Raw genomic sequence first — 25,869 nt, 5'->3', positions numbered from 1 at the left:
TCACATTCTCAGAAGCTGCGAATGCGGGTGCAAATTTAAAACAAACTTTGATTTGCACAAACTTTTAATGAAAAAAATAAAGCTATCTAAAAATAACTTCCTTTTTAAAGCGTTTCTTGAAAAACCAAAACTCTTTAAGGTATTAATTCTTAAATTCGCCCATGTTAATTTTGGCCTTATGACTGACTTCAAATTTTCGAAGTACAATAAAATCTTTGGATGGCTTGCTTTCGCAATCGCTCTCACAACCTTTTCTCTCACAGTAGAACCCACAGCTAGCTTCTGGGATGCCGGGGAGTACATTTCAACCTCATCTAAACTAGAGATAGGCCACCCGCCGGGAGCACCTTTATATCAAATGTTGGGTGCATTCTTCTCAACATTTGCAACAGACAGTGCTCATGTAGCGGTTGCAGTGAATTTTATGTCATGTCTAGCATCTGCTTTTGCAGTGTTGTTCATGTTCTGGTCAATTTCGCTTTTGCTAAAAAAACTATTGAGAAGATCACATGAAGAATTAACAGTTTCTAAGTCATGGGCAATTATTGCCAGCTCCTTCATCGGCTCTGTATCATATACATTTACAGATAGTTTCTGGTTTAACGCGGTAGAAGCAGAAGTTTATGCCATGGCGACTTTTATTCTCGCTTTGATGTTTTATCTGGCTTTACTGTGGGAAAGAGATATGTTTAAACCACGTGGTAATCGCTGGTTGATGTTGATCTGTTTTGTGGTAGGATTATCATTTGGGGTGCACTTTATGGGTTTACTTACCATCCCTGCGATGGGCTTCTTGTATTTCTTTAAGAACTATAAAAAAGTTACCGTAAAGAATTTTATCGTGGCAAACATTGTTGTAGTGGCCATATTAATGTTCATATTTAAATTACTGCTTCCGTACACTTTAAGCTTCTTTGGTTATGCAGAAGTATTTTTCGTTAATCAAATGGGCATGCCGTTTAACAGCGGGACAATTATCGCCGGTATTGTCTTTATAGCAGCCTTCTACTACCTTTTAAATTTTACGACAAAGAAATCTTACTACCAGTTAAACACGCTGGTTTTATGTATTCTTTTTATTCTTATAGGTTTTTCAAGTTGGCTAATGCTTCCTATACGTGCAAATGCGGGAACCACTATCAATGAGAACAATCCCAATAATGCAAGGGAGCTACTGGCTTATTACAACAGAGAGCAATATCCTGAAACGCATTTATTTTATGGCCCACAATTTACAGAGATATTTGGTGGTTTAGATCCTGTTAATCCATACACAGATGATAAGCCCAATTACGAGAAAGACGAGAAAAGCGGCAAATACATCATCGTAAATGACTGGAAAAATGCAGTTCAAAATACAGATGACAGGCATAAGTCATTTCTTCCGCGCATGTGGAGCACAGAGCATATTGCTAATTACATGCAATTCACGGGTCCGCTAAAGTTCACAGTAAAACCAGAGTACGCTTCAAATCAGGAATTACAGCAGGCAATCGCTCAATTTAGGTCAGATTATGCTCAGGGCCGGGTCGACAATGAGGGCTATCAATCGTTTCTTATGAAAATAAGAGATTACATAGACGTAGAACGCCCTTCTTTTGCAGATAACTTAAACTACCTGTTCGACTTTCAGATTGGGTACATGTATTGGCGCTACTTTATGTGGAATTTCACAGGAAAACAAGATGACATACAAGGTCAATACAATGATTTACACGGCAACTGGCTAAGTGGCATTAAATTTATTGACGAAGCCAGACTAGGGTCACAAGACAACTTGCCCAGCGACGTGCTTAATAATAAAGCCCGAAATACCTATTACTTTTTACCATTGATTCTAGGATTGCTTGGGCTGGTCTTTCAGGCAAGCCGAGACAAGAAGAATTTCTGGGTGTTGCTGGTCTTTTTCCTATTTACCGGTATTGCGCTTAAAATATACCTAAACGAAAGACCATTTGAACCCAGAGAGCGCGATTATGCACTGGTAGGATCGTTTTATGTATTTGCTATGTGGATAGGCATGGGTGTTTATGCGCTTTATGATATGCTCAAAAAGTATTTAAACCCAAAAATTGTGTTGCCGGTTGTTACTGTTGTTTGTTTATTAGCCGTGCCTGTTGTACTTGCAAAAGAAAACTGGAATGACCATGACCGCTCAGGGCGAAAAACTGCTCTGGCAATGGCAAAAATGTATTTAGACTCGTGCGATCCCAATGCGATCTTATTTACAATAGGAGATAACGACACCTTTGCTTTATGGTATGCACAGGAAATTGAAGGATATCGCAGAGATGTGCGCATAGTTAATACAAGTCTATTCCAGACAGAATGGTACATAGACGATATGAAACGCAAGGCTTACGAGAGCGATCCTATACCATCACAGTTAAGCCATGACAAATATATGGCGGGTACTAGGGATGCTATTTGGTACGCCCCCATTCGCCCTAATGATACCCTCGATATCAAGACATGGATGAACTGGGTAGCAAGTGATGACCCCCGTACGATGGAAGAGTTGCAAAGTGGTACAATGATTCATTCCTTTCCTACACAGCATATTCGTATTCCTGTAGATAAAAACACAGTATTACAGAATAATATCGTACCTCAAAAAGATGCAGATTCAATTGTAGATGAAATAAATCTTACAATTAAGGGTGATATTCTTTATAAGAATAGATTGTTGATGCTTGATGTGTTAGCCAATAATGACTGGAAGCGTCCTATTTATTTCACAGGAGGCAGTTTTGGCGATGATGATTATTTATGGATGAAAGATTACCTTCAACTTGACGGTGTATGCTACAAACTTGTACCTATAAAAACACCTATCAATCCTCGTTCTCCTTATGACATGGGAAGAATAGATCCTGATAAGTTCTACAATATAGTAATGAACTGGTATTGGGGTAACAGTGGTGATCCAGATATATATCATGATACTGAAACACGAAGAAACGGTATTACATATAGAGGTAATATAGCCCGTGGTATAGAAAAGCTAATTGCTGAAAAGGAATACAAGAAAGCAAAAGACCTGCTCGATCTGGCAATGGAAAAAATGCCGGTAGACAAGTTTGAATACTACACACTTCTTGAACCTTATATAAATGGCTATTATGAAATAGGTGAAACAGAAAGAGCGCGTGAAATATGGAATGAACTGGCAACTATCTATAAGGAGAAACTTGATTACTGGAGCTCCTTAGAATTAGACAGACAATATAAATATGCCGAAGAGATCATCACAGATATTGAGCGCTATAGAAGTCTGGTCGATATTTTAGTCATAAACCAGGACCGCGATATCCTTGAAGACAAAGCAAAAGAATTTAATGATTATCTGCGTAAATTTGAACATTTCTACAATAGAGATGAAGAAATCCCTACAGATACAGATCTGCTACCTGCCGCAGAACAAGAATCTATTCCCGCTGCGGTAATTGACAGTCTTAAGTAAATGGCTTTTATCCCCTTACCCGTTAAAGTACCAGAGATTATAAAATGGTATTATAACGGGTATGTCTGGGATAAATTTAACGAGGTAAAAAAAGAAAAAATCCTTTACCTCACGTTTGACGACGGTCCTATCCCGGAAGTAACACCATGGGTACTTGATATCCTTAATAAGTTTAATGCCCAAGCCACTTTTTTCTGTATAGGAGATAATATTAGAAAACATCCCCAAGTTTTTGCTCAGCTTCTCAAAAGCGGCAATCGAGTAGGAAATCACACGTATAATCACTTAAAAGGCTGGAAAACCCAAAAAGAAGATTACATTAAGAATACTTTAAAAGCGGAAGAAATCATAGAAAAATCGGCTTTAGAAGGGCAAAAATCGGTGATATTTCCAAAGCTTTTAAGACCACCTTACGGAAAGATCACACGACAACAGGCAAAATCGCTCAAGGCGAAAAATTACGAGATCATAATGTATGATGTAATTGCTTACGATTGGGATAAAAGGGTATCACCAGAAAAATGTGCTGAAAATATTATAAGGAATGCAAAATCAGGCAGTATTTTAGTCTTTCACGACAGCATAAAAGCGGAAAATAATATGAAGGTAGCTCTTCCTATAATCCTGAAGTATTACACAGAGAAAGGTTATACTTTTAAAATGCTTTAAACATATTCCTGCATAAGACCTATAAGCGTATTAGCATCTTGCTCCCCACTTTGTCTCCATTTCATTTCACCCTTTTTATAGATCATAAGAGTAGGTAAACCTTTTATACGCAGAGCTTCTGCAAGATCCGGGTTTTTATCCAGATCAATTTTGATAACTTTAGCCCTGTCACCCAAAGCTGCAGCCACATCTCGCAATACGGGATGCATAGCTGTTGACTGTTCATTCCATTCGGTATAAAAATCCAGTAGAACCGGAATTTCCTGATCGATCAGCAATCCAAATTTTGACATATTTAGCCATTTTGATTCCCTAAATATACTATTTATGCGTGAAAAACGGCTTTTTTGCTATAATTTCCAGCTAGAAGATAGCTGATTTATTTAACGCTTAAGTTTTCAGAAAATATCACCAGATCGTCACTCCCGTTCCCCGTTAGACGCTGCACATATAATTCTATATAGTCGCCTGGTGTCATAGTTACGATGCTGTTAAGAGCAACATTTTGAATGTCAGAATCATTATTTATACGCACAACAGAATTTGATTCTGTAATTACCGCTCCGTTCTTAGCGATTATAAACGCATAGAAGTCGCCCGTCGCCCCTGTAACCCGAATAGACAAAGATGCATTAACCTGCATATCCCGGGTTTTACTACCGTCGTAAACAAGCATGTTATAAGCAGGTGCTGTAAACCTAAACAAACTGTTCGCAGTTGTAGTATTACTAAATGCATCACCTGTAATTTTAGTAGGTGTATTTGCAGATATGGCTTGAGCAAATCCCGAAGTAAGACTACCATTATAATAGAAATTACCTGAGGCATTCTCATCCCTTTCTACAGGTATGCCCTCGCAAACCACTGCCCAGTCTTTTGTAAAATTATAGCCATTGTATGGCGAATTACCATTAATATAATTACCATCCCCATAAAACACAACACTTTGCAGAATACCATCTCCGGCTAGGTTAGAAACCCCTGTAACATCTACTGCAGTAGCACCTGTAGCCAGGAGCACCTGTGAGAAACCACTAACCTTCTCTATTAAATTAAAATCACCGCTAAATGTTTCATAGGTACCTTGATTATTACCAAACCACCCCTGATTATTTAGCAGTAGTTGATCAATATCTTTATATTCAAGACCGTCATTGTTTGATATGTATTGAATCACGTTCATGAAGACCAGATTAAAATTTGCAATTGTGCCTACGTTAGCAGAAGTCGTGACAATTGAACTCTGCATAACAAAGCTACCGCTACCCTGCCCATCAAGATTAAAAATAGTTCCTGAGGGCGCGCTTAACGTGATATTTCTCACACTACCACCACCGCCCGAAAAAACCGTACCGCCATTTGCAATTAATTTATCTTCGTTAGAATCAACACCTTCAATGTATGCGCCATTTAAGTTTATAGGATTACTAAGAGAAATTGCCCCGTTTATTTCATAAAGGGTGCTCGGGTCTAATACTATTGCGCCCCCAGAAGGTGCAGGAAAGTCACTTTCGCTTTTTACCAGAACATAATTATCCCGCTCTATATGACTAGTAAGAACTCTCTCCCAGGTACTATTTGAAGAGTTGTAGAAATACAGGTAATTTTCATCATTATCGTAAACGAGTAAACCCTGGGCCGGCGTTGCTATAGCGAGACGCTCAACAGAAGTCATGCGGGGTGCCAGAAAACCCTGCTTGGTAGATTGTATATCAAGAATTGCTGAAGGATCTGGTGTTACAGTACCTATCCCAACTTGCCCATTGACATACCAACCAAAACAACTTGTAAAAATTATGACTAAAAGTAATTTTACCTGCATCTTCTTCCTCTTAAATAAGGCTTTAACAGATAAACCGAAAAGTCTCATAATTTCACCTATGACAAATTAAGGTTTTTACTCAATAATAATTTATTTTTAACTAAATACTCGTCAAAATAACCTTCACATTATCAATACCTTATAAGACACAAGTAGATTCTATCACTGTTAAATAAAAATTACAAGTAATATATATTACAGAATAAAATATCTTTAAACAGGTTTTCGCTTGAGCTCTATTACTGTGATCTCCGGCCAAATACCCACTCGACCAGGATAACCTAAATATCCCAGCCCTCTGTTTACATTTATCCAGCGATCATTCTCATTATACAAACCTGCCCAATTCTCATAACGGTATTGTACAGGACTCCATTTTAAAAACCCTGGTATTTCAATCCCAAATTGCATACCATGCGTATGACCACTCAGCGTAAGGTGAAACTTTTTAGGATGAGATTTTAATTTCTCCTGCCAATACGAAGGATCATGACTCATTAATATTTTAAAATCATTTTCGGCTAGGCCTTCTGAAGCCCTATCAATATCACCAGCTTTTTTAAAACCACCTGCGCCCCAATTTTCAACACCTACTAAAGCAATTCGTTGGCCTCCCTTTTCTAAAAAACGATGTTCATTGAGTAAAAGATCCCAACCCATCTCTCGTTGTAAATCCTTTAATGCCTGCAAATTTTCTTCTTTAGCATTATTTGATTCCCATTCTACATAATCCCCATAATCATGATTTCCTAAAACTGAAAATACGCCATCTTTTGCACTTAATCTTTGAAAAACCTCCTTCCACTCCTGCATCTCAGTTGCCATATTATTCACCAAATCTCCGGTGAAAAGTAAAACATCACTTTGTTGCTTATTAATTAGATCAACAGCATAATTTACTTTTTCGTGATTGTCAAAACTACCGCTATGGATATCGCTAATCTGGGTGATTTTATAACCATCAAAAGAAGGCGGAAGATCATCAAAGAACAATTGATAATTTAGAACACGATATTGGTACTTACCTCTGTACATCCCATAAAGCAAAGAAGCAAAAGGAATGGCAGCTATACCTAACGCAATAGAACTTATAAATTTTCGCCGGGAAGGCATTGTAAAATCTTCTTCACCAGATATAAATTTATGATACACCCCTACAAAAAATCGCACTACATCTTCACCAAACATCGCGAAAATCAATATCAGCTTAGGTACAAATAAGGCCAGCAGAAAACCCATAGCGTACATTGTAGGCGTGGTAAAGCCCTGCGATCTATCCATATGAGACAGGTGATAGATCAAATTAATTAGTACGACGAGTGATAAAACAAGATAGAAACCGTAAATCCATTGATTTTTGGTAACCGTTTTAAATGCCTGAAAAGCATAGATATCAATGAATATATAGAGGGTTATAAATATGAACCAACGCATAACATAATTTTAAGGAAGCAATATTACTAAAGATGACAATCCTAAATCTTTAAGGATTCCCAATTTTTTAGAAGAAGATTGATTTTTACTTTGATTTAATAAAAACTTAAATATTATCTTACACTTTAAATCAAAAACCTGATGGAAAGACGCAAATTCTTAAGTAGAAGTACACTTACCAGTCTGGCTGTTGCTATGGGAATATTAGAAACTAAAAACATTATGGCAAAGACTGCACATATAATAGATAAGCCTTTAGCAAAACCAGACCCAATAGCAATTTGCACATGGCAATTCACTAAAGCCAATTTCACAGCAGGAACCGCCTTAGATGAAGGAAAATCGGCTCTGGATGCAGCAATATTAGGCGTTGCCATTGAAGAGGAAAATATTAAAAATACAACCGTAGGCAAAGGCGGCGCTCCAGATCGTGAAGGCAATGTAACCCTCGACGCCTGTGTAATGGATCAATATGGCAACTGCGGCTCAGTTGTTTGTGTAGAAAATATAACAAACGTAGCTGCTCTGGCAAAAGAGGTAATGTTACAAACTCCGCATGTCATGCTTGCAGCAAAGGGAGCAGAAGAATTTGCATACTCTATTGGCTTTAAAAAAGAAGAACTTCTCACCCAAGCATCTAAAGAAGCCTGGCAAAACTGGCTTAAAACCTCTAATTACAAGCCAATTATTAATATTGAAAACCATGATACGATTGGCATGCTCACAATTGATAAAAACGGTGACTTGAGCGGGGCTTGTACAACTTCAGGTTTGTCTTATAAAATGAAAGGTCGCGTAGGCGATTCTCCCATAATAGGCAGCGGTCTCTTTGTAGATAATGAAGTAGGCGGCGCTGCTGCAACAGGGATGGGCGAAGAAGTGATTAAAACCGTAGGCAGCTTTTTAATAGTTGAATTAATGCGCAATGGCATGTCTCCACAAGAAGCATGTGAAGAGGCAATAAATAGAATAGTGAAAAAAAATAAGGGCTATAAGAACTTTCAGATTGCCTATATTGCTATCAACAGAAATGGTGAAACAGGTGCTTACTGCATCCACCCCGGCTTCACAATGATGAAATATCAAAATGCAGAAAATCAAAATATTCAGGTAAAAAGTTATTTAAAATAATTAACTTTTTACTAGTAAACTCGAATTATCATTTTCTACGTAGTTTTAAAAAAATAGTTATATTTGCATACGCTTAAAAGGCAGAAAATATTTAACGCTGTTGTAATTGACTTGTAATAATCAATTATGATTTGGGGTGAAAGCCAGCTCTTGTAGCTGGCTTTCTTTATTTATATAATTCTGGGGGTGGTGAGCGAGGTGAAATCAAATACTATTAATGGTTAGGAGAACATTCACAAGCTATATGGCATTGAAAGTGAATTTTAACTTAACCTCGAGCGAAGCGTTTCACTACTCTAATTTCTCTTGTAGCTGGCTTTTGGCTTTCTTTATTTATATAATTCTGGGGTGGTGAGCGAGATGAAAAATCAATACTCTTAATAGTTAGGAGAACATTCACAAGCAATGTGGCATTGAAAGTGAATTTTAACTTAACATCGAGCGAAGCGTTTCACTACTCTAATTTCTCTTGTAGCTGGCTTTCTTTATTTATATAATTCTGGGGTGGTGAGCGAGATGAAAATCAATACTCTTAATAGTTAGGAGAACATTCACAAGCAATGTGGCATTGAAAGTGAATTTTAACTTAACATCGAGCGAAGCGTTTCACTACTCTAATTTCACTTGTAGCTGGCTTTCTTTATTTATACAAATCGAGTCAAAAGCTACTTCTACACCTTATCCTCTAAATTTCAATTGCTTTATTCATCAACTAAAAGGAATAAAAAGCTTTTAAGAAATAACTACTCTTTTATCTGCCGATCTTCTTATTTTTGAAATCTTTCAAAATTTTTATTTAAATGGCAGAGCAAAAACGCTTATTCCTTCTCGACGCATACGCTTTAATCTTTAGAGGTTATTACGCCCTTATAAAAAACCCCAGAGTAAACTCAAAGGGTCAGGATACTTCTGCCATTATGGGTTTTGTGAATTCTTTATTTGATGTTATTAAGCGCGAAAAACCAGATCATCTGGCAGTTGCTTTTGATAAAGGCGGAAGTGCAGATCGTGTAGAAATGTACGAAGCTTACAAAGCTCATCGCGATGAAACTCCAGAAGCTATTCGCATAGCTGTCCCTATTATTCAAAATATCCTTAAAGCTATGCATGTACCTTGTGTAGAAATAGAAGGGATTGAAGCAGACGACCTTATAGGAACTCTCGCAAAACAAGCTGAAAAAGAAGGTTACCAGGTATTTATGGTAACACCAGATAAGGATTACGCACAACTGGTTTCTGAAAATATTTTCATGTATCGCCCTGCTCGAATGGGTAATGGTATTGAGATATGGGGAATACCAGAGGTACAAAAGAAATTTGAGATAGAAAGACCAGAACAGGTTATAGACTATCTGGGTATGATGGGAGATGCGTCTGATAATATACCGGGGCTCCCGGGAGTAGGCGATAAAACCGCAAAAAAATTCATTAAAGAATTTGGCTCTATGGAAGGCCTTTTAGCCAATACAGATAAGCTAAAAGGTAAAATGAAAGAAAAAGTAAGTGAAAATGCCGAACTGGGTATTCTTTCAAAAAAGCTGGCGACTATTATGATTGACTGCGATGTGCAGTTTCATGCTGAGTCTTACGAGCTTTCGCAGCCTGACGCAGATAAAGTACAAGAGATTTTTGACGAACTAGAATTTAGACGTCTTAAAGATCAATTCATTAAAATATTTTCAGGTGAGGCAGATGCTTCCGTTGGGGCGGCCATATCAAATACTGAAACAGCTAAAAAATTAATTTCTTCAGCAGAGAAAGCTGCCGGTGCAGGTGCCGGCCAGTACTCTTTGTTTGGTGGAGATACCTCAGATATTGTAGAACGCAATACGCGTAAAACAATTGAAGATACTGAGCATTTTTACCAAAGCATTGCACCCGGCATGGCAATGACGCTTTTCATTAAAAATTTGTTGCAACAAACCTCCGTCTGTTTCGATACCGAAACGACAGATATTGACCCCATTAAAGCAGAACTGGTAGGAATTTCATTTTCATGGGAAAAAAGTAAAGGTTTTTATATTCCTTTTCCGGCCGATAAAAGCGCTGCACAGGCGATTATTGAGCAATTAAGACCGTTTTTTGAAAATCAGGAAATAGAGAAAATTGGTCAGAATTTGAAATATGATATTAAAGTTCTCGCTAAATATGATGTCAGGCTCAAAGGGAAGCTTTTTGATACTATGCTGGCACATTATCTTATCAATCCTGATATGCGTCATAATATGGACGTACTTGCCGAAACGTATTTAAACTACACCCCGGTTTCTATAGAAAGTTTAATAGGCAAGAAAGGTAAAAGCCAAAAATCAATGCGGGATGTGCCTCTTGAAAAACAAACCGAATATGCGGTAGAAGATGCTGATGTAACCCTTCAGCTTAAAGAATATTTTACTAGGGAACTTACAGACGCAAACACACAAAAATTATTTAATGAGATCGAAATTCCGTTACTACAGGTTCTAGCAGATATGGAACTTGAAGGGATTAACCTCGACAGGAAATTCCTTACAGATCTCGCAATAGACCTTGATACAGATATACTTTTTCTCGAAAAAAATATTTATGCAGAAGCGGGTGAAGAGTTCAACATTGGCTCACCTAAACAACTGGGAGAAATACTTTTTGAAAAGCTTAAACTTGTTGATAAACCTAAAAAAACCAAGACGGGTCAATATTCTACAGCAGAAGATGTTCTTTCTTACTTAGCGCCAAAACATGCTATAATTCAGCATGTTTTAGATTATCGTGGTCTTACAAAATTAAAAAGTACATATGTAGATGCGCTTCCTTTACAAATAGAACCCGCTACCGGCAGAGTTCACACAGATTATATGCAAACCGTTGCAGCCACCGGAAGGTTAAGCTCTAATAATCCCAACTTGCAAAATATTCCAATTCGTACAGAAAGAGGTCGGCAGGTGAGGAAAGCTTTTGTACCCAGAAATACCGATTTTACCCTTCTGGCAGCCGATTATTCTCAAATAGAACTGCGCATTATTGCTGCTTTAAGTGAAGAAGAAAACATGATAAAGGCTTTTCAGGAAGGTCAGGATATCCACGCTTCTACAGCCGCTAAGGTTTTTAACGTTGCTCTTGAAGATGTTACCCGTGAACAACGTAGTAATGCAAAAACAGTAAACTTTGGTATTATATACGGTGTTTCTGCATTTGGGTTAAGCAATCAGACTGAGCTTTCTCGTGGCGAATCAAAAGAACTCATTGATACTTATTATAAAACCTACCCTAAACTTCGTAATTACATTAGTGAGCAAATAGAATTTGCTCGTGAGAATGGTTACGTCTCTACAGTTCTGGGAAGACGCAGGTATTTAAAAGATATCAACTCAAGCAACGCCGTAGTACGTGGGGCAGCAGAACGCAATGCGGTTAACGCCCCTATACAAGGGAGCGCTGCAGATATCATTAAAATTGCAATGATAAGGATTCATCAAAATCTGAAAAATGGTAACTACAAGACCAAGATGTTGCTACAAGTACATGATGAATTGGTTTTTGATGTGTATAAGCCCGAATTAGCAGAAGTTCAGGAAATGATTAAAACAGAAATGGAAAGTGCCTATAAATTGACCGTCCCATTAAATGTAGATTTAGGTATAGGCGAAAACTGGCTGGAAGCACATTAAATTAGCCAAAATACCCATTCATAAACAGTCATTAAAATTAAAACTGCTTTAAGTATTTACCTACCACTTATCAGCTAAAATTAGTCAACTGAAAGACAGCCCTTAAACTGCTATTAAAGATTTCTCACTTGCTGTTTGTCAAATAAATATATAATTGTACATTTGCACCCCTGTTTTCCGATTAGTTTCGGCAGGAAATGGAATGTTTAATAGAAAAATAAATCAGTGTGGACACATTAAGTTACAAAACAGTATCTGCCAACAAGAACACCGTTAATAAAGAGTGGGTTGTTGTTGATGCTGAAGGACAATCACTGGGCCGCCTATCTTCTATCGTTGCAAAACTTTTGCGCGGGAAGTATAAGCCTAGTTTCACACCACACGTTGATTGCGGGGATAACGTAATTGTTATCAATTCCTCAAAAATCAACTTAACAGGAAAGAAGTGGGATGCTAAAGAATACATCCGTCACACGGGATATCCTGGTGGTCAAAGAAGTCTTACTGCGCAAGAACTTTTTGATAAAGACCCTAATCGTCTTATCGAGAAAGCAGTAAAAGGTATGTTACCTAAAAACAAATTAGGAAGTGCGATTTTTCGAAATCTAAAGGTTTATTCAGATGAATCTCATGATCAGGAAGCGCAAAAGCCTAAAGTAATCAACATTAACGAACTCAAGTAAATGGAAGTTATTCACAAAATTGGCCGTAGAAAAACGGCTGTTGCTCGTGTTTATTTAGCTCCTGGTTCTGGAAACATCACGATCAACAAACGTGATCTTAAAGAATACTTTACTACAGGAACTTTACAGTACAAAGTTAATCAGCCATTAGTTATGACTGAGAATGACAAAAACTTTGACGTAAAAGTAAATGTGTATGGTGGCGGTATTACCGGTCAGGCAGAAGCTGTACGTCTAGCTCTTTCCAGAGCAATGTGCGAGCTGGATGCAGAGAACAGACTCATCCTTAAACCAGAAGGTTTATTAACGAGAGACCCAAGAATGGTAGAGCGTAAGAAATTCGGACAGAAGAAAGCTCGTAAGAAATTCCAGTTCTCTAAACGTTAATCACTATTTAATTATTAAAACAGTCGTTGTTTTCGCGTAAGCGAGAAAATTGGTTTAGCATCTAAATATTTAAGGCGAAACTCAGGTTGACCACTTAAGTATTGCTACTACAACGGGAACGTAAACTAAGTTTTAAAATGGCAAAAACAGAAAATGTAAAAGAATTACTGGATGCAGGTGTACACTTTGGCCACCTTACCAGAAGATGGGATCCTAACATGGCACCATATATCTATATGGAGCGTAATGGGATACACATCATTAACCTATACAAGACTGCGGCAAAACTTGAAGAAGCTTCTGAAGCTTTGACCAAGATCGCAGCAAGCGGTAGAAAAATACTTTTTGTAGCTACTAAAAAGCAAGCAAAAGAGATCGTAGCAGAACATGCGACCAGAGCTAAAATGCCTTTCATTACAGAAAGATGGCCTGGCGGTATGTTAACTAACTTTGTTACAATACGTAAAGCAGTTAAGAAAATGCAAACTGTAGATCGTATGAAGCAAGATGGTCGCTTTGATAGCTTGTCTAAAAAGGAACAATTACAAGTAAACCGTATGCGTGATAAGCTTGAAAAGAACTTAGGTTCTATTGAAGACATGACCCGTATACCTGGTGCTTTATTTGTAGTTGACATTAAGCGTGAACACATTGCAATTAAAGAAGCTCAGAAATTAAACATTCCAATCTTTGCGATGGTTGATACTAACTCTGATCCACGTCAGGTAGATTATGCCATCCCATCTAATGATGATGCTTCTAAGTCTATAGAAAAAATAATCTCAAATGTTGCAGATTCTATTGTAGCTGGTCTTTCAGAACGTAAGTCTGGTAAAGATAAAGATGCAAAAGGTGAAGGTAAGCCAAAAGCTAAAAAAGCTAAAGCTACTGCTAACGACGAAGAAGAATAGACTTAATTAACATTTTGATAATATCTAAAGTCGTTTAGTACCGCATCTTTGCAGCTCACTAAACGACTTTTATTTTAACTCATAAATAAGGACATACAATGGCAAAAATAACAGCCGCAGACGTTAATAAACTAAGAAAGGCAACCGGTGCAGGTATGATGGACTGCAAAAATGCGCTTGTTGAAGCAGACGGTGATTTTGACAAAGCAATCTCTGTTCTTCGTAAGAAGGGACAAAAAATTGCTGAAAAGAGAGCAGATCGTGATTCTAGCGAAGGAGTTGTTGTAGCAAAAATAAACGATGACAACACAAGAGGTGTTCTCGTTTCTCTTAACTGTGAGACAGACTTCGTAGCAAAGAATGATTCTTTTGTAGAAATGGCTAACCAATTAGGTGATGTTGCTTTAAACTACAATTCTAAAGAAGAATTTTTAGCCGCAGATTTTGAAGGAATGTCTGTTTCTGAAAAATTGATCGAGCAAACAGGTGTTATAGGTGAAAAACTAGAAATAGGTGGCTTTGAAGTTCTTGAAGCTCCTTTTGTAGGTGCTTATGTTCACGGTAACAAAATTGGAGCCTTAACAGGTCTTTCAAAAGCTACTGATGATGCTCCTGAAGTTGCTAAAAGTGTTTCTATGCAAGTTGCTTCTATGGGTGCAACAACATTGTCTTACAAAGATTTTGATCCTGCTTTTGTTTCTTCAGAAACTGAAGCCAGAATCGCTGCTATTGAGAAAGAAAATGAAGAGTTGGGCCGTTTAGGTAAAACACTTAAAAATGTACCTCAATATATTTCTATGTCTCAATTAACTCCAGAAGTTATGGCTAAGGCAGAAGAAAATATTAAAGCTGAATTGAAAGCTGAAGGTAAGCCTGAGCAAATCTGGGACAAAATCGTTCCTGGTAAAATTGATCGTTATATTGCTGACAATACAACTATGGACCACGAGAAAGCATTGCTTGATCAAAACTTCATTATGGATGACAGCATGAACGTAGCAAAATATGTTGCTAGCAAAGGTGATGCTGAAGTAGTAAGCTTTAAAAGAGTTACTCTGGTTTAGTACCTCAAACAAGATTAACTAAAGGCTGCCATAAGGCGGCCTTTTTTTATGCCTAATTCTTTCTTTTAGTCAATACCTATAAAATGTATATTTGCAAAAATCTTCTCCAACTATGTATAAACGTATACTTCTCAAATTATCTGGCGAGGCCCTTATGGGAAAACGTCAATATGGTATTGACCCAGACAGGCTTGCAGACTATGCTGCAGAAATTAAATCTATATTAGATGAAGGTATTGAGGTCGCCATAGTAATTGGCGGCGGTAATATCTTTAGAGGCGTTGCAGGTGCCAGCCGCGGTATGGATCGTGTGCAGGGTGACCACATGGGCATGCTCGCAACCGTTATTAACGGTCTTGCGCTACAAAGCGCTCTTGAAGACGCAGATATACCTACACGATTACAAAGCGCTATAAAGATCAATGAAGTAGCAGAACCATTTATACGCAGACGCGCAATACGTCATTTAGAGAAAGGCAGAGTTGTAATATTTGGTGGTGGAACAGGAAATCCATATTTCACAACAGATTCTGCAGCCGTATTAAGAGCAATCGAGATAAACGCTGACGTTATTTTAAAAGGAACTCGCGTTGACGGAATATACACCAGTGATCCAGAAAAAGACAAAAAAGCGATCAAATTTGATTTTATTAGCTTTGATGATGTTTTAAGAAAAGGCCTTAAAGTAATGGACACAACCGCATTTACTTTAAGCCAGGAGAATGAACTACCCATCATCGTTTTTGACATGAACAAGAAAGGAAACTTATTAAAGGTTGTTTCCGGAGAAAATATAGGAACCACAGTAAATTTATAAATTGCTACATTTGGTGCAATTTTTGATTTTCAGGCTACAAAATTTTTAATTATGAATGAAGATATTCAGTTTATCTTAGATACTACTGATGAGTCAATGCAAAAGGCAATAACTCATTTCAAAAAACAATTAGTAAATATACGTGCAGGTAAGGCAAGCCCAGCAATGTTAGGGAGTGTGATGGTAGATTATTACGGCAGCCAGACACCGTTATCTCAGGTGGCAAATGTAAATACTCCTGATGGTCGCACTATATCTATTCAACCTTGGGAGAAAGCTATGATTCCTCAAATCGAGAAAGCGATTATAAATTCTAACCTAGGCTTTAACCCCATGAACAATGGTGACAGCATTATTATTAATGTACCACCACTTACAGAAGAGCGTCGTAAGGAATTAGTAAAGCAAGCCAAGAGCGAAGCAGAAGATGCTAAAATAGGTATCCGCAATGATCGAAAAGGCGCTAATAATGACATCAAAAAGCTTGAGAAAGACGGACTGGCAGAAGATCTTTGCCGTAATGCAGAAATAGATGTGCAGACTTTAACAGACAAATACATCGTAAAAGTTGAAGAGATTCTTGTTGTAAAAGAAAAAGAAATTCTTACCGTATAACATACGTTAAACATATGTCAAGAGCGACCCATGGGTCGCTTTTTTTATAGTACTTTTAGACAAAACCCATCAGAATCAAAACATTGATACACAGAATATTCTTCTCTCTTTTTCTAGTCATTTCTTTATCTATACAAGCCCAGGATCTAAGCACATCAATAGCAAAAGATGCAGATTCTATAATGCTTGCAGCTATTAGAAATGTGCCTCAAAACAATCCCCAGCTGGCTTTAAAAAAGTATAGTTTCACCACTTATGAAAAAACGATAATTACAGATTCTTTAGAAAAAAGTAATTCGCACTCCTTTTTTACAGAAAAAGTATCGCGCAATCGGTACTCCTCATATAGCGGTTTTAAGGAAGAGGTTTTGGGTCTTGAAATGGCAGGTTTTAAAGAGCCTCGTTACGAAGTACTTGCTGTCACCCTACAATCCCGATCATTCTATGACGATGACTTTGTCATTTTTAATTACAGATATGCAGGGCCTTTATCCTCTCGTGGTGTTAAAAACTATTACTATACGTTTCTGGGCGACACTACAATTTTAGGCAGACCCTCTCTGGCATTGCATCTTGAACCTAAAAGACCTCAAACTATTCCCGGTCTTGAGGGTATAATATGGCTTGATGCAGAAACACTGGCAATTCAAAAAGTTCATATTGACCTTAAGGATAATCTTATTGCCACAATTGAAAGAGAATATGAATATCTGCAGGAGAAACAGTTGTACCTACCTAAGACGAATAAGCTCTATATAGAAAAAGGTAATTCATCACACAGGTTAGCCCTTTTTAAAGGCAAAGTATCTATGGGCACCATAGAAACTAACCCTGTGAAGGAAGCCATAAAAGGCAGACACTTGCTTTCGACCTCATTGAATTCTAATTATGATTTTGAGAGCGATGAACAAATTAAGCATCCTAATCTGGCTATTGAAATTCTTCCGGGTGCAGAAACACAACCAGAAACATTCTGGGGAAAATACAGAACAGAATCGCTTTCGCGAAAGGATATAAACAGTTTCTCCTTTCTTGATGATGTGGTAAAAGCCGAAAATATTGAGAAAAGACTTGCAATAATCAGCAATTTTGGTATTGGTTATTATACAGTAGATTTTTTTGATTTTGACCTGACTTACCCCGTTAAATACAACAATTATGAAGGTTTACGGTTGGGCTTAGGCGGAGTAACGAATTCTGAATTTTCCAGAAAATTTCGCCTCGAGGGTTATACAGCCTTCGGTTTTAAAGATAAAAAACTAAAATACGGTTTAGGCGGGGGTGTACTTCTTAATGAATCACATGGAGCTTGGCTTAGTTTAACTTATAATGATGATCTTCAAGAAGTAGGTAGTTATAATTATTTAACTGACAGGCGCGTGTATTCTCTCTTTGAACCGCGCTTAGTGAATATCACACAATTCTTTGATTATAGAACAATTCGAGTTAATCAGGAATACCAGATTACACCAAAGATTTTATCTGAACTGCAACTATCTAATGTACATATTGAGCAAACTACGCCTTACAGGTATCTTCTTAATGGCAAAACATACAGAGACTATACCGTCTCTGAAGCTACGTTAGGCTTGCGCTGGAGTCCTTCAAGCAAATTTATGCGCTCTAAAAAAGGTACTGCAGAAATATATGATGGTTTCCCTAAAGTAACCGCACAGGTAACAAAGGGCTTTTCAGGAATTTTCAATAGCGACTTTGACTATACTAAAATTGGCGCAAAAGTTTTCTACAGAGTTAATCGTCTAAATAAATCTGCTACTGAAATTCTGGTAGAAGGAAATGCAGGTTTTGGTGACTTACCGCTTTCACACCTTTTTCACGCATATCCTAATGCACCCACAAAAGAAACTGTCATGCAACGCTTTTCTGTTGCGGGAATAAACAGTTTTGAGACGATGTACTTTGGCGAATTCTTCTCAGACAGGCTCGCCACTGTGCAGGTAAAGCATAGGCTTCGCCCTTTTAACTTGGGCGAAAAGTTCAAGCCAGAGATGGTTTTCATAACCAGATATGCAATTGGTGATATAAGAAAACCCGCAGATCATCTTGATGTAAGCTTCAATTCTTTAAAAAAAGGATATACTGAGTCTGGTTTTGAGCTTAACAAGCTACTTTTTGGTTTTGGAACAAGCTTAACATATCGCTATGGCGCCTATCACCTACCCGATTTTGCAGACAATATTGCTTTTAAATTCACCTTTTACCTCGAACTATAAAAACATAAGTTTAAAGCGCAAGTAAAGCTTTTAAAATAAGTACCTTTGCGCCTCTTAAAAATCTACGATGACCAAACTTTTTAGTTATGGGTTTTGGGATGGAATTGCCCGAATCATCTTACGCAACAGGCTTTTTATACTCCTCCTTATCGTAGGGGTGACCGTATTCTTAGCAAGTCAATGGCAATACATGAGGTTTACCTATACCGAGGCAAACCTGTTACCAGATGACCATGAGGTAAATATAGAATATCAGGCTTTTCTTGATAAATTTGGCGAAGAGGGTAACCTTATCGTTCTGGGTGTAAAAGACTCTTCTCTATTTACTCCAAAAGTTCTCAATAAATGGAATGCACTTTCTACTGCAATCAGCAAATACGATGCAGTTGCGCTCTCTGTTTCACTCAAAGACCTTAAACTCCTTGACAAGCAGGAAAATCCTAAACGTTTTGATCTCAAACCTTTTATAACAAACAATATAAAAGACGAGGCTGAAGCCAAAAAATACCACGACGAACTATTCAACAATCTCCCTTTTTATGAGGGTCTCATCTACAATAAAGAGACTGGCACCGTACGCAGTGCGATCTATCTTAAAAAAGACATTGTTAATACTGCCGCGCGTAAAGATTTTATAATAGAAGATCTTATTCCGCTTATTGAAAATTTTGAGAATGAGACCGGGATTACCGTACACACGAGCGGTATGCCTTACATTCGTACTCTCAATTCACAGAATATAATTGATGAGATTGGCTTATTTGTGGGTGGAGCACTTCTGGTAACATCACTCATCTTCTTTTTCTTTTTTAGATCGTACAGAGCCACTTTTATTTCTATGATCACCGTTATTATAGGTGTGATGTGGGCTTTTGGTTTCTTAGGACTTCTTAAATATGAGATTACAGTTCTTACGGCTCTTATACCGCCGTTAATTATTGTAATTGGTATACCAAACTGTATTTTTCTAATAAATAAGTACCAGCAGGAATACAAAAATCACGGTAATAAAATAAAGGCGCTGCAGCGCGTAATTACTAAAGTAGGTAATGCTACTTTGATGACAAACATTACCACTGCATCTGGTTTTGCAACCTTTATCTTGACTAAAAGTTCGTTACTAAAAGAATTTGGTATTGTAGCCTCAATAAACATTCTGGCCATTTTCTTATTGAGCCTTTTGATTATCCCTATTATTTATAGCTACATGACACCTCCCAAAGAGCGTCATCTTAAACATTTGGGCAAATCATGGATCGAAGGTTTTGTAAACTGGATTGTACGCATGGTACAGCACAGACGCATCACAATTTACATAGCCGCTATTGTGCTTCTCATGATAAGTATGATAGGCATTTACCAAATTAGAATTTCTGGCAGTCTTATAGAAGATATGCCAAAAAATACCGAATTCTTTAAAGACATCAAGTTCTTTGAAAAAGAGTTTGACGGGATAATGCCACTAGAAGTACTTATTGACACTAAACGAAAAAAAGGTGTGATGAAGCTGCCCACTTTGAGAAAGATGGATGAGCTTAGCAATACAATAAGTGAAATACCAGAATTATCTAAGCCTATCTCTGTCGTGAATCTGGTAAAATATGCCAAGCAGGCATTCTATAACGGTTCTCCGGAATATTACCAATTACCTACTTCAAATGAGCGAAATTTCATTCTTCCTTACGCAAGTAGTTTTTCAAATCAGGCAGGATTATTAGACAGCTATGTTGATTCTACAGGTCAGTATGCGCGCATGACAACTTTCATGAAAGATATAGGCACAGACCGTATGGAAATTGTTGAAGACAATCTCTGGAACAAAATCAACATTCTCTTTCCTCCAGATAAGTTTGATGTTAGCCTTACGGGGAAAGCGCTGGTTTTTCAAAAAGGAACAAATTACCTCGTTACCAACCTTGTAATAAGCCTGTCGCTTGCAATATTTCTTATTGCTATTTTCATGGCATGGATGTTCAGATCATTTAAAATGATCCTGGTCTCATTAATTCCCAATTTACTGCCTTTGATAATAACAGCTGGTATAATGGGGTATTTAGGCGTACCTATAAAGCCATCAACTATTCTGGTGTTTAGTATTGCCTTTGGAATTTCAGTAGATGATACGATACACTTTCTGGCAAAATACAGGCAGGAACTGCGTACCAGTGGCTGGAAAATCAAACGATCTGTGTACGCATCTATGCGTGAAACAGGCGTAAGTATGTTTTATACATCAATAGTGTTATTCTTTGGTTTTTCAGTATTTATGATCAGTAGTTTTGGCGGTACAGTCGCTTTAGGCGGATTAGTATCTGCTACATTGCTATTTGCTATGTTATCAAACTTGCTGCTATTACCCTCGCTTTTACTTTCGCTAGAGCGAAATGTGGCTAACAAAGAAGAATTTAAAGAGCCTAGTTTAAATATTATAGATACTGATATCTCTGAGGAGAATGAGGAGGAAAAAAACGGCTAATTTGTAAAGAAAAACGCCCTTTTAATACATAAAATCGCATTATTACAGCATAAAAACATCTTGGCAGAGAAGAATGTACCATTTATCTTTACTGCCTGTATTTTTTAGATATTAAAGCATGAAAAAAAACACGATTGTACACATTTTAAAAGACGAAGCCAGACATCAGGAGATAGAGGTAAAAGGTTGGGTGCGCTCATTTAGAGCAAATCGCTTTATTGCCTTAAATGACGGTTCTACGCTTAATAATTTACAATGTGTAGTAGATTTTGAAAATACAGATGCAGACGTTCTAAAACGTATAACTGTAGGTGCTGCAATAGCAGTACACGGGGCTTTAGTAGAAAGTCAGGGCTCTGGTCAACGTGTTGAACTAGAAGTTAAAAATGTAACGATATTAGGAGATGCAGATCCTGAGGATGTAAAACGCACGATCTTACAACCTAAACGTCACACACTAGAGAAACTAAGAGAACAAGCCCACCTTAGAGTACGTACAAATACCTTTGGCGCAGTAATGCGTTTGCGCTCTAAACTTTCTTATGCCGTACATAAGTACTTTCAGGATAATGATTTCTATTATGTAAACACGCCTATAATTACAGGAAGTGATGCAGAAGGCGCCGGCGAAATGTTTAAGGTTACCGCTCTAGATCTAAAAAATCCTGCAAAAGATGAGCAGGGAAACATTAATTACAAAGAAGATTTCTTTGGCAAAGAAACCAATCTTACGGTTTCTGGTCAATTAGAAGCCGAAACTTTTGCCTTAGGACTAGGTCAGGTGTATACCTTTGGGCCAACCTTTAGAGCAGAAAACAGCAATACTTCACGTCATCTTGCAGAATTCTGGATGATTGAACCCGAAGTTGCTTTTTGCGACCTTGACGGAAATATGGATCTCGCTGAAGATTTCATTAAATACGTTCTCAAGTATGTTATAGATAATTGCCAGGACGATCTTGAATTCCTGGAAAATCGCTTAAAAGAAGAAGATAAATCTAAACCGGAGGCAGAAAGAGCCGAAATGGCATTACGCGATAAACTTAATTTTGTTGTAGATAACAATTTTAAACGTGTAAGTTATACTGAAGCCATCGAGATACTTAGAAATTCTAAACCTAATAAAAAGAAAAAATTTAAATACCCTATTGAAGAATGGGGAGCAGATCTACAAAGCGAGCATGAGCGTTTTCTTGTGGAAAAACATTTTAAATGCCCTGTTATTCTTTTTGACTATCCTGCAAAAATCAAGGCATTCTATATGCGCTTAAATGAAGACCAAAAGACAGTACGCGCTATGGATATACTCTTTCCTGGTATTGGTGAGATCGTAGGTGGCTCACAGCGTGAAGAACGTCTTGATGTGTTGAAAGAAAAAATGGCTGCTTTAAATATTCCGGAAGAAGAATTGTGGTGGTATCTAGACACTCGTAAATTTGGAACCTGTGTACATAGTGGTTTCGGTCTTGGTTTTGAACGTTTAGTTCTTTTTGCCACTGGCATGACTAATATACGAGATGTAATTCCTTACCCTCGTTTTCCACAAAATGCAGAATTTTAGATAAATAATAAACCCGCCAGAGAGCGGGTTTATTATTTTAAAACCTCCTTTTTTCGGGGGAAAATCCCCTTTTTCGGGATGATTTCCCCCTTATTATAAAAAGATAGTTACTTTAGGAGAAATAATTAACCTCCTATTAATGAAATCAAACTTAATCCTGGCTCAAGCTATAGGCTGTCTTTTTCTATTTGCAGCCTGCGAAAACAAACCCTGCGATTGCGATGATCTGACAGAAACATCTATAAACGCTCCGGCAAATATTATTCCCCTGCCCGCGGCAGACTCTTTGTACATAGAATATGGAAACAATAATGTTGCACTTCTAGAATTAGCTGAAAATGTGACCGAAGAAGGAGATACTATTCCACCGGAAGACGCTAAATATAAAAAAGCCACACGTGCTGTTGCGCTGCCTTACAAACAGCTAAAAGAATATTTAAAATACATTGAGCAACAAGCAGATTCTGCAGGTGTTGAGATTGTTGATCTTCGTATCTATTTTGGGAAATATGGTAAAAAAGTACCTCATAAAGATAAAAAAGGTAAAGAAACGGTTTTCTTAAATCCTACAGCAGAGTTTACACTTGCAGATGGCACTAAAGATACGGTGAGCTACGCCATAGTAAAAGCAGCAAATGGTAAATATAGCGCCGTGATGGTAGGTACTCTTCTTAACCCCAAAAAAGAAGAAATGAGTTCTGAGGCAACAGAAGAGGTTCTTTCTATGTCTGCAAATAAAGGTCAAACTATCCCGCCTCCTTATAATCAAAAAAACGATTTTTAAATAGTAATACATGTTGTACACTTTAGCCTTAGAAAAGATAGCCAGTCCTGATTGGGAGGGCCGCCTGTCAATTTATAAGAATATTACAACAGACTTTATGCTTTTGTGTGAGTTCGTCTCATTCATTGTTGGATTGATTTTTTTCAAAAAATATAAAGGAACTCCAGTTGTCTTGTTTATTATTTTTTTAGGATATAATATGCTTAATGAACATGTTGCAAGTTTATACTATATTCTGGGGAACGACAATAATCACATATTTTATAACATAAGATCAGGAATATATTTCCCTTTAATGCTCACTTTTTACTGGCTTTTTTTAAAAACTAATAAATTTAAAAAAGCCACCTTAATTTTAGGATGTGTATGGCTAATTATATATCTAAGCGCACTTCTGCTAGGCAACTTTGAATATAGTTTCGACTTATTAACATCATCATTAGGAGATTTTATTTTGATGTTAATTATTCTTTTTAATCTTATAGAAATAATAAACAGCAGCAACCTTTCTAATGTTACAGACAATATTGTTGTGTATGTAAGTCTGGGTTTTCTTATTTACTTTGTGGCTGATTTACCCATAAGCGTAATTATCTATACTGGATGGTTAAGGGACGCAACTGAAGAAGAGGTAAAATTCTTCATCCTATTTCGCCAAATTTCTATGGTGATAGGCAGTTTTATGTATCTTATTTTTGCATATGGTTTATGGAAATCTAAAAGACCTGATGTAAAATTAAAATAAATGGAAAAGAGAACCATTCAATTGGTTTTACTCGTTGTTCTTCTGGTATTACTAATGCTTGTAGTCATTGTGTTTGTTCTTTTCTCAGTTTTTATGAAACGAAAAAACACCCTTATTAATGAGCGAGCAGATGCTGAAAAACGTTTTGAACACGAAATAGCAGAAACCCAAATTGAGATACGTGAAGAAACCCTGCGCAATATAAGCTGGGAGTTACACGATAACATTGGGCAGTTGCTTACTCTGGCAAAAATTAAGGCTCAAAATATGCACAGTGCCAATCAAGAAGAAATCAATGAAATTGCAGATACCATTGGCACGGGTTTAAATGAACTTAGAGCGCTTTCTAAATCAATTAATCCGGAAGCATTAAACAATCTTACTCTAGAGCAAGCACTGCGCCTTGAGGTCGCTCGCTTTAAGAGGCTGCGTTTTTTAGACGCCACTATGCGCGTAGAAGGAGATCCTATAAAGATAAATGCCAAAGCAGAAATAGTTATCTTTAGGATCATGCAGGAATTTTTTACAAATACCATGAAGCATTCGCGGGCAGATAACCTGAAGATCAAACTGTATTTTTCGCCTAACGAACTCAAAATTGTGGCTCAAGATGACGGCGTAGGCTTCACAGAATCAGAAAGTACACTTAATGGTATAGGACTTTTAAATATGAAAAGAAGAGCCCAGCTAATTAATGCCGAAGTTGCCATACACTCTTCCCCCGGCGATGGCACTAGATTAAATTTAAACTATAAAATATAAATCTTGAAAAACAGAGTAGCAGTCGTAGATGACCATACATTACTGTCTGAAGCAATAGCCGGCTTGGTAAGACAGTTCCCAGATTTTGAAGTTGTAGCCGTTTACAAGAACGGAAAAGAGCTTCTCAACTATTTAAAAAACAGCAAAAAACACCCAAATATCGTCCTAATGGACGTTAATATGCCCGTTATGAATGGCATAGAAACAACATTAGCCCTTTCTAAAGATTTCCCGGAAATTAAGGTAATCGCCCTTTCTATTGAAGAAGATGAGCAGATCATCTTAAAGATGATTAGAGCTGGTGCTAAAGGATATCTTCTTAAAGACACGCAAAAAGAGGTTTTAAAACAAGCTTTAATTGATGTAGAAAAAGTAGGTTTTTACCACACAAATACGGTAAAAAAGATATTAAAATCGGCAGAGAATAATCCCAAAAAAGAAATAATTCTAAAAGAGAGAGAGATTGAATTTCTCAAGCTGGCATGCACAGAAATGACCTACAAAGAGATAGCAGATGTAATGTGCCTGAGTCCTAAAACTGTAGAAGGATACCGCGAGGCACTTTTTCAGAAATTAAATGTAAAAAACAGAACAGGTCTGGTTTTATACGCCATAAAAAACAATATCTTCATTCCATAATATTTTTGTCCCTGCTTAGTTTTAG

General features: G+C 37.3%; 20 protein-coding genes. 17 read left to right on the top strand and 3 right to left on the bottom strand.

All coding sequences use genetic code 11. The features are described 5' to 3' along the window. The first annotated feature begins 178 nt into the window (after positions 1–178). Positions 179–3,463, top strand: a complete 3,285-nt coding sequence (locus ACH3O9_RS09450; RefSeq protein ID WP_416439753.1) for a protein O-mannosyl-transferase family — start codon at positions 179–181, stop codon at positions 3,461–3,463. Beyond that, positions 3,464–4,132 carry a polysaccharide deacetylase family protein gene (locus ACH3O9_RS09445; protein WP_416439751.1) on the top strand — a complete coding sequence of 223 codons (669 nt, stop codon included), beginning with the start codon at positions 3,464–3,466 and terminating at the stop codon, positions 4,130–4,132. It begins immediately after the preceding gene. On the opposite strand, the gene ACH3O9_RS09440 is transcribed toward ACH3O9_RS09445, so the two are convergent. The 3 genes from ACH3O9_RS09440 to ACH3O9_RS09430 all read right to left on the bottom strand — a co-directional run bounded on the left by ACH3O9_RS09440 (position 4,129) and on the right by ACH3O9_RS09430 (position 7,388). After that, positions 4,129–4,425: a thioredoxin family protein gene (locus tag ACH3O9_RS09440; protein WP_416439749.1), complete on the bottom strand. Its 297-nt coding sequence runs from the start codon at positions 4,423–4,425 to the stop codon at positions 4,129–4,131. The two genes, ACH3O9_RS09445 and ACH3O9_RS09440, sit on opposite strands and share 4 nt — an antisense overlap. A gap of 86 nt (positions 4,426–4,511) precedes the next feature. Next, positions 4,512–5,954 (bottom strand): cell wall anchor protein, encoded by a 1,443-nt coding sequence (locus tag ACH3O9_RS09435; protein WP_416439747.1) that lies wholly within the window; start codon positions 5,952–5,954, stop codon positions 4,512–4,514. A 213-nt stretch (positions 5,955–6,167) separates the two neighbouring features. Further along, a complete protein-coding gene (locus ACH3O9_RS09430) occupies positions 6,168–7,388 on the bottom strand; it encodes a metallophosphoesterase (protein WP_416439745.1) in 1,221 nt (406 codons plus the stop codon). A gap of 141 nt (positions 7,389–7,529) precedes the next feature. On the opposite strand from ACH3O9_RS09430, the gene ACH3O9_RS09425 reads away from it, so the two are divergent. The 15 genes from ACH3O9_RS09425 (at position 7,530) to ACH3O9_RS09355 (ending at position 25,844) form a co-directional block, all read left to right on the top strand. Continuing rightward, positions 7,530–8,519, top strand: a complete 990-nt coding sequence (locus ACH3O9_RS09425; RefSeq protein ID WP_416439743.1) for an isoaspartyl peptidase/L-asparaginase family protein — start codon at positions 7,530–7,532, stop codon at positions 8,517–8,519. A gap of 800 nt (positions 8,520–9,319) precedes the next feature. Beyond that, positions 9,320–12,166: a DNA polymerase I gene (gene polA / locus ACH3O9_RS09420; protein ID WP_416439741.1), complete on the top strand. Its 2,847-nt coding sequence runs from the start codon at positions 9,320–9,322 to the stop codon at positions 12,164–12,166. A gap of 227 nt (positions 12,167–12,393) precedes the next feature. Next, positions 12,394–12,849 carry a 50S ribosomal protein L13 gene (gene rplM / locus ACH3O9_RS09415; RefSeq protein ID WP_416439739.1) on the top strand — a complete coding sequence of 152 codons (456 nt, stop codon included), beginning with the start codon at positions 12,394–12,396 and terminating at the stop codon, positions 12,847–12,849. Further along, positions 12,850–13,236, top strand: a complete 387-nt coding sequence (rpsI, locus tag ACH3O9_RS09410) for a 30S ribosomal protein S9 (protein WP_416439737.1) — start codon at positions 12,850–12,852, stop codon at positions 13,234–13,236. Between the two features lie 137 nt (positions 13,237–13,373). Continuing rightward, positions 13,374–14,147: a 30S ribosomal protein S2 gene (rpsB, locus tag ACH3O9_RS09405; RefSeq protein ID WP_416439735.1), complete on the top strand. Its 774-nt coding sequence runs from the start codon at positions 13,374–13,376 to the stop codon at positions 14,145–14,147. A gap of 98 nt (positions 14,148–14,245) precedes the next feature. Beyond that, entirely contained in the window at positions 14,246–15,211 is a 966-nt protein-coding gene (tsf, locus tag ACH3O9_RS09400) for a translation elongation factor Ts (protein WP_416439733.1), read from the top strand. Positions 15,212–15,323: 112 nt separating this feature from the next. Continuing rightward, on the top strand, positions 15,324–16,028 hold the full coding sequence (pyrH, locus tag ACH3O9_RS09395; RefSeq protein ID WP_416439731.1) for a UMP kinase: 705 nt from the start codon (positions 15,324–15,326) through the stop codon (positions 16,026–16,028). A gap of 51 nt (positions 16,029–16,079) precedes the next feature. Beyond that, positions 16,080–16,643 (top strand): ribosome recycling factor, encoded by a 564-nt coding sequence (gene frr, locus ACH3O9_RS09390; RefSeq protein ID WP_416439729.1) that lies wholly within the window; start codon positions 16,080–16,082, stop codon positions 16,641–16,643. Positions 16,644–16,726: 83 nt separating this feature from the next. Beyond that, positions 16,727–18,877, top strand: coding sequence for a DUF5686 family protein (locus ACH3O9_RS09385; protein WP_416439727.1), 2,151 nt, complete (start codon positions 16,727–16,729; stop codon positions 18,875–18,877). A 67-nt stretch (positions 18,878–18,944) separates the two neighbouring features. Next, positions 18,945–21,353 (top strand): efflux RND transporter permease subunit, encoded by a 2,409-nt coding sequence (locus tag ACH3O9_RS09380; protein WP_416446594.1) that lies wholly within the window; start codon positions 18,945–18,947, stop codon positions 21,351–21,353. Between the two features lie 118 nt (positions 21,354–21,471). Further along, positions 21,472–22,914, top strand: a complete 1,443-nt coding sequence (gene asnS, locus ACH3O9_RS09375; protein WP_416446592.1) for an asparagine--tRNA ligase — start codon at positions 21,472–21,474, stop codon at positions 22,912–22,914. A 139-nt stretch (positions 22,915–23,053) separates the two neighbouring features. Beyond that, complete coding sequence (locus ACH3O9_RS09370; RefSeq protein WP_416446590.1) at positions 23,054–23,698, top strand: hypothetical protein; 645 nt, start codon at positions 23,054–23,056, stop codon at positions 23,696–23,698. Positions 23,699–23,708: 10 nt separating this feature from the next. Further along, positions 23,709–24,443, top strand: a complete 735-nt coding sequence (locus tag ACH3O9_RS09365; RefSeq protein ID WP_416446588.1) for a hypothetical protein — start codon at positions 23,709–23,711, stop codon at positions 24,441–24,443. Next, positions 24,444–25,205, top strand: a complete 762-nt coding sequence (locus ACH3O9_RS09360) for a sensor histidine kinase (protein WP_416446586.1) — start codon at positions 24,444–24,446, stop codon at positions 25,203–25,205. 3 nt (positions 25,206–25,208) lie between these two features. After that, positions 25,209–25,844 carry a response regulator gene (locus tag ACH3O9_RS09355; protein ID WP_416446584.1) on the top strand — a complete coding sequence of 212 codons (636 nt, stop codon included), beginning with the start codon at positions 25,209–25,211 and terminating at the stop codon, positions 25,842–25,844. The last annotated feature ends 25 nt before the right edge of the window (positions 25,845–25,869 follow it).

Origin of the sequence: Leeuwenhoekiella sp. A16, from assembly GCF_047946675.1 — a bacterium.
Classification (GTDB): domain Bacteria; phylum Bacteroidota; class Bacteroidia; order Flavobacteriales; family Flavobacteriaceae; genus Leeuwenhoekiella.
This window is presented reverse-complemented; position numbering and strand designations above follow the sequence as displayed.

What these genes read in the sequence shown, in the direction of transcription:
- ACH3O9_RS09450 (WP_416439753.1), top strand. Translation starts at nt 179, where the DNA reads ATGACTGACTTCAAATTTTCGAAGTACAATAAAATCTTTGGATGGCTT.
- ACH3O9_RS09445 (WP_416439751.1), top strand. Translation starts at nt 3,464, where the DNA reads ATGGCTTTTATCCCCTTACCCGTTAAAGTACCAGAGATTATAAAATGG.
- ACH3O9_RS09440 (WP_416439749.1), bottom strand. Translation starts at nt 4,425, where the DNA reads ATGTCAAAATTTGGATTGCTGATCGATCAGGAAATTCCGGTTCTACTG.
- ACH3O9_RS09435 (WP_416439747.1), bottom strand. Translation starts at nt 5,954, where the DNA reads ATGCAGGTAAAATTACTTTTAGTCATAATTTTTACAAGTTGTTTTGGT.
- ACH3O9_RS09430 (WP_416439745.1), bottom strand. Translation starts at nt 7,388, where the DNA reads ATGCGTTGGTTCATATTTATAACCCTCTATATATTCATTGATATCTAT.
- ACH3O9_RS09425 (WP_416439743.1), top strand. Translation starts at nt 7,530, where the DNA reads ATGGAAAGACGCAAATTCTTAAGTAGAAGTACACTTACCAGTCTGGCT.
- polA (WP_416439741.1), top strand. Translation starts at nt 9,320, where the DNA reads ATGGCAGAGCAAAAACGCTTATTCCTTCTCGACGCATACGCTTTAATC.
- rpsI (WP_416439737.1), top strand. Translation starts at nt 12,850, where the DNA reads ATGGAAGTTATTCACAAAATTGGCCGTAGAAAAACGGCTGTTGCTCGT.
- rpsB (WP_416439735.1), top strand. Translation starts at nt 13,374, where the DNA reads ATGGCAAAAACAGAAAATGTAAAAGAATTACTGGATGCAGGTGTACAC.
- tsf (WP_416439733.1), top strand. Translation starts at nt 14,246, where the DNA reads ATGGCAAAAATAACAGCCGCAGACGTTAATAAACTAAGAAAGGCAACC.
- pyrH (WP_416439731.1), top strand. Translation starts at nt 15,324, where the DNA reads ATGTATAAACGTATACTTCTCAAATTATCTGGCGAGGCCCTTATGGGA.
- frr (WP_416439729.1), top strand. Translation starts at nt 16,080, where the DNA reads ATGAATGAAGATATTCAGTTTATCTTAGATACTACTGATGAGTCAATG.
- ACH3O9_RS09380 (WP_416446594.1), top strand. Translation starts at nt 18,945, where the DNA reads ATGACCAAACTTTTTAGTTATGGGTTTTGGGATGGAATTGCCCGAATC.
- asnS (WP_416446592.1), top strand. Translation starts at nt 21,472, where the DNA reads ATGAAAAAAAACACGATTGTACACATTTTAAAAGACGAAGCCAGACAT.
- ACH3O9_RS09370 (WP_416446590.1), top strand. Translation starts at nt 23,054, where the DNA reads ATGAAATCAAACTTAATCCTGGCTCAAGCTATAGGCTGTCTTTTTCTA.
- ACH3O9_RS09365 (WP_416446588.1), top strand. Translation starts at nt 23,709, where the DNA reads ATGTTGTACACTTTAGCCTTAGAAAAGATAGCCAGTCCTGATTGGGAG.
- ACH3O9_RS09360 (WP_416446586.1), top strand. Translation starts at nt 24,444, where the DNA reads ATGGAAAAGAGAACCATTCAATTGGTTTTACTCGTTGTTCTTCTGGTA.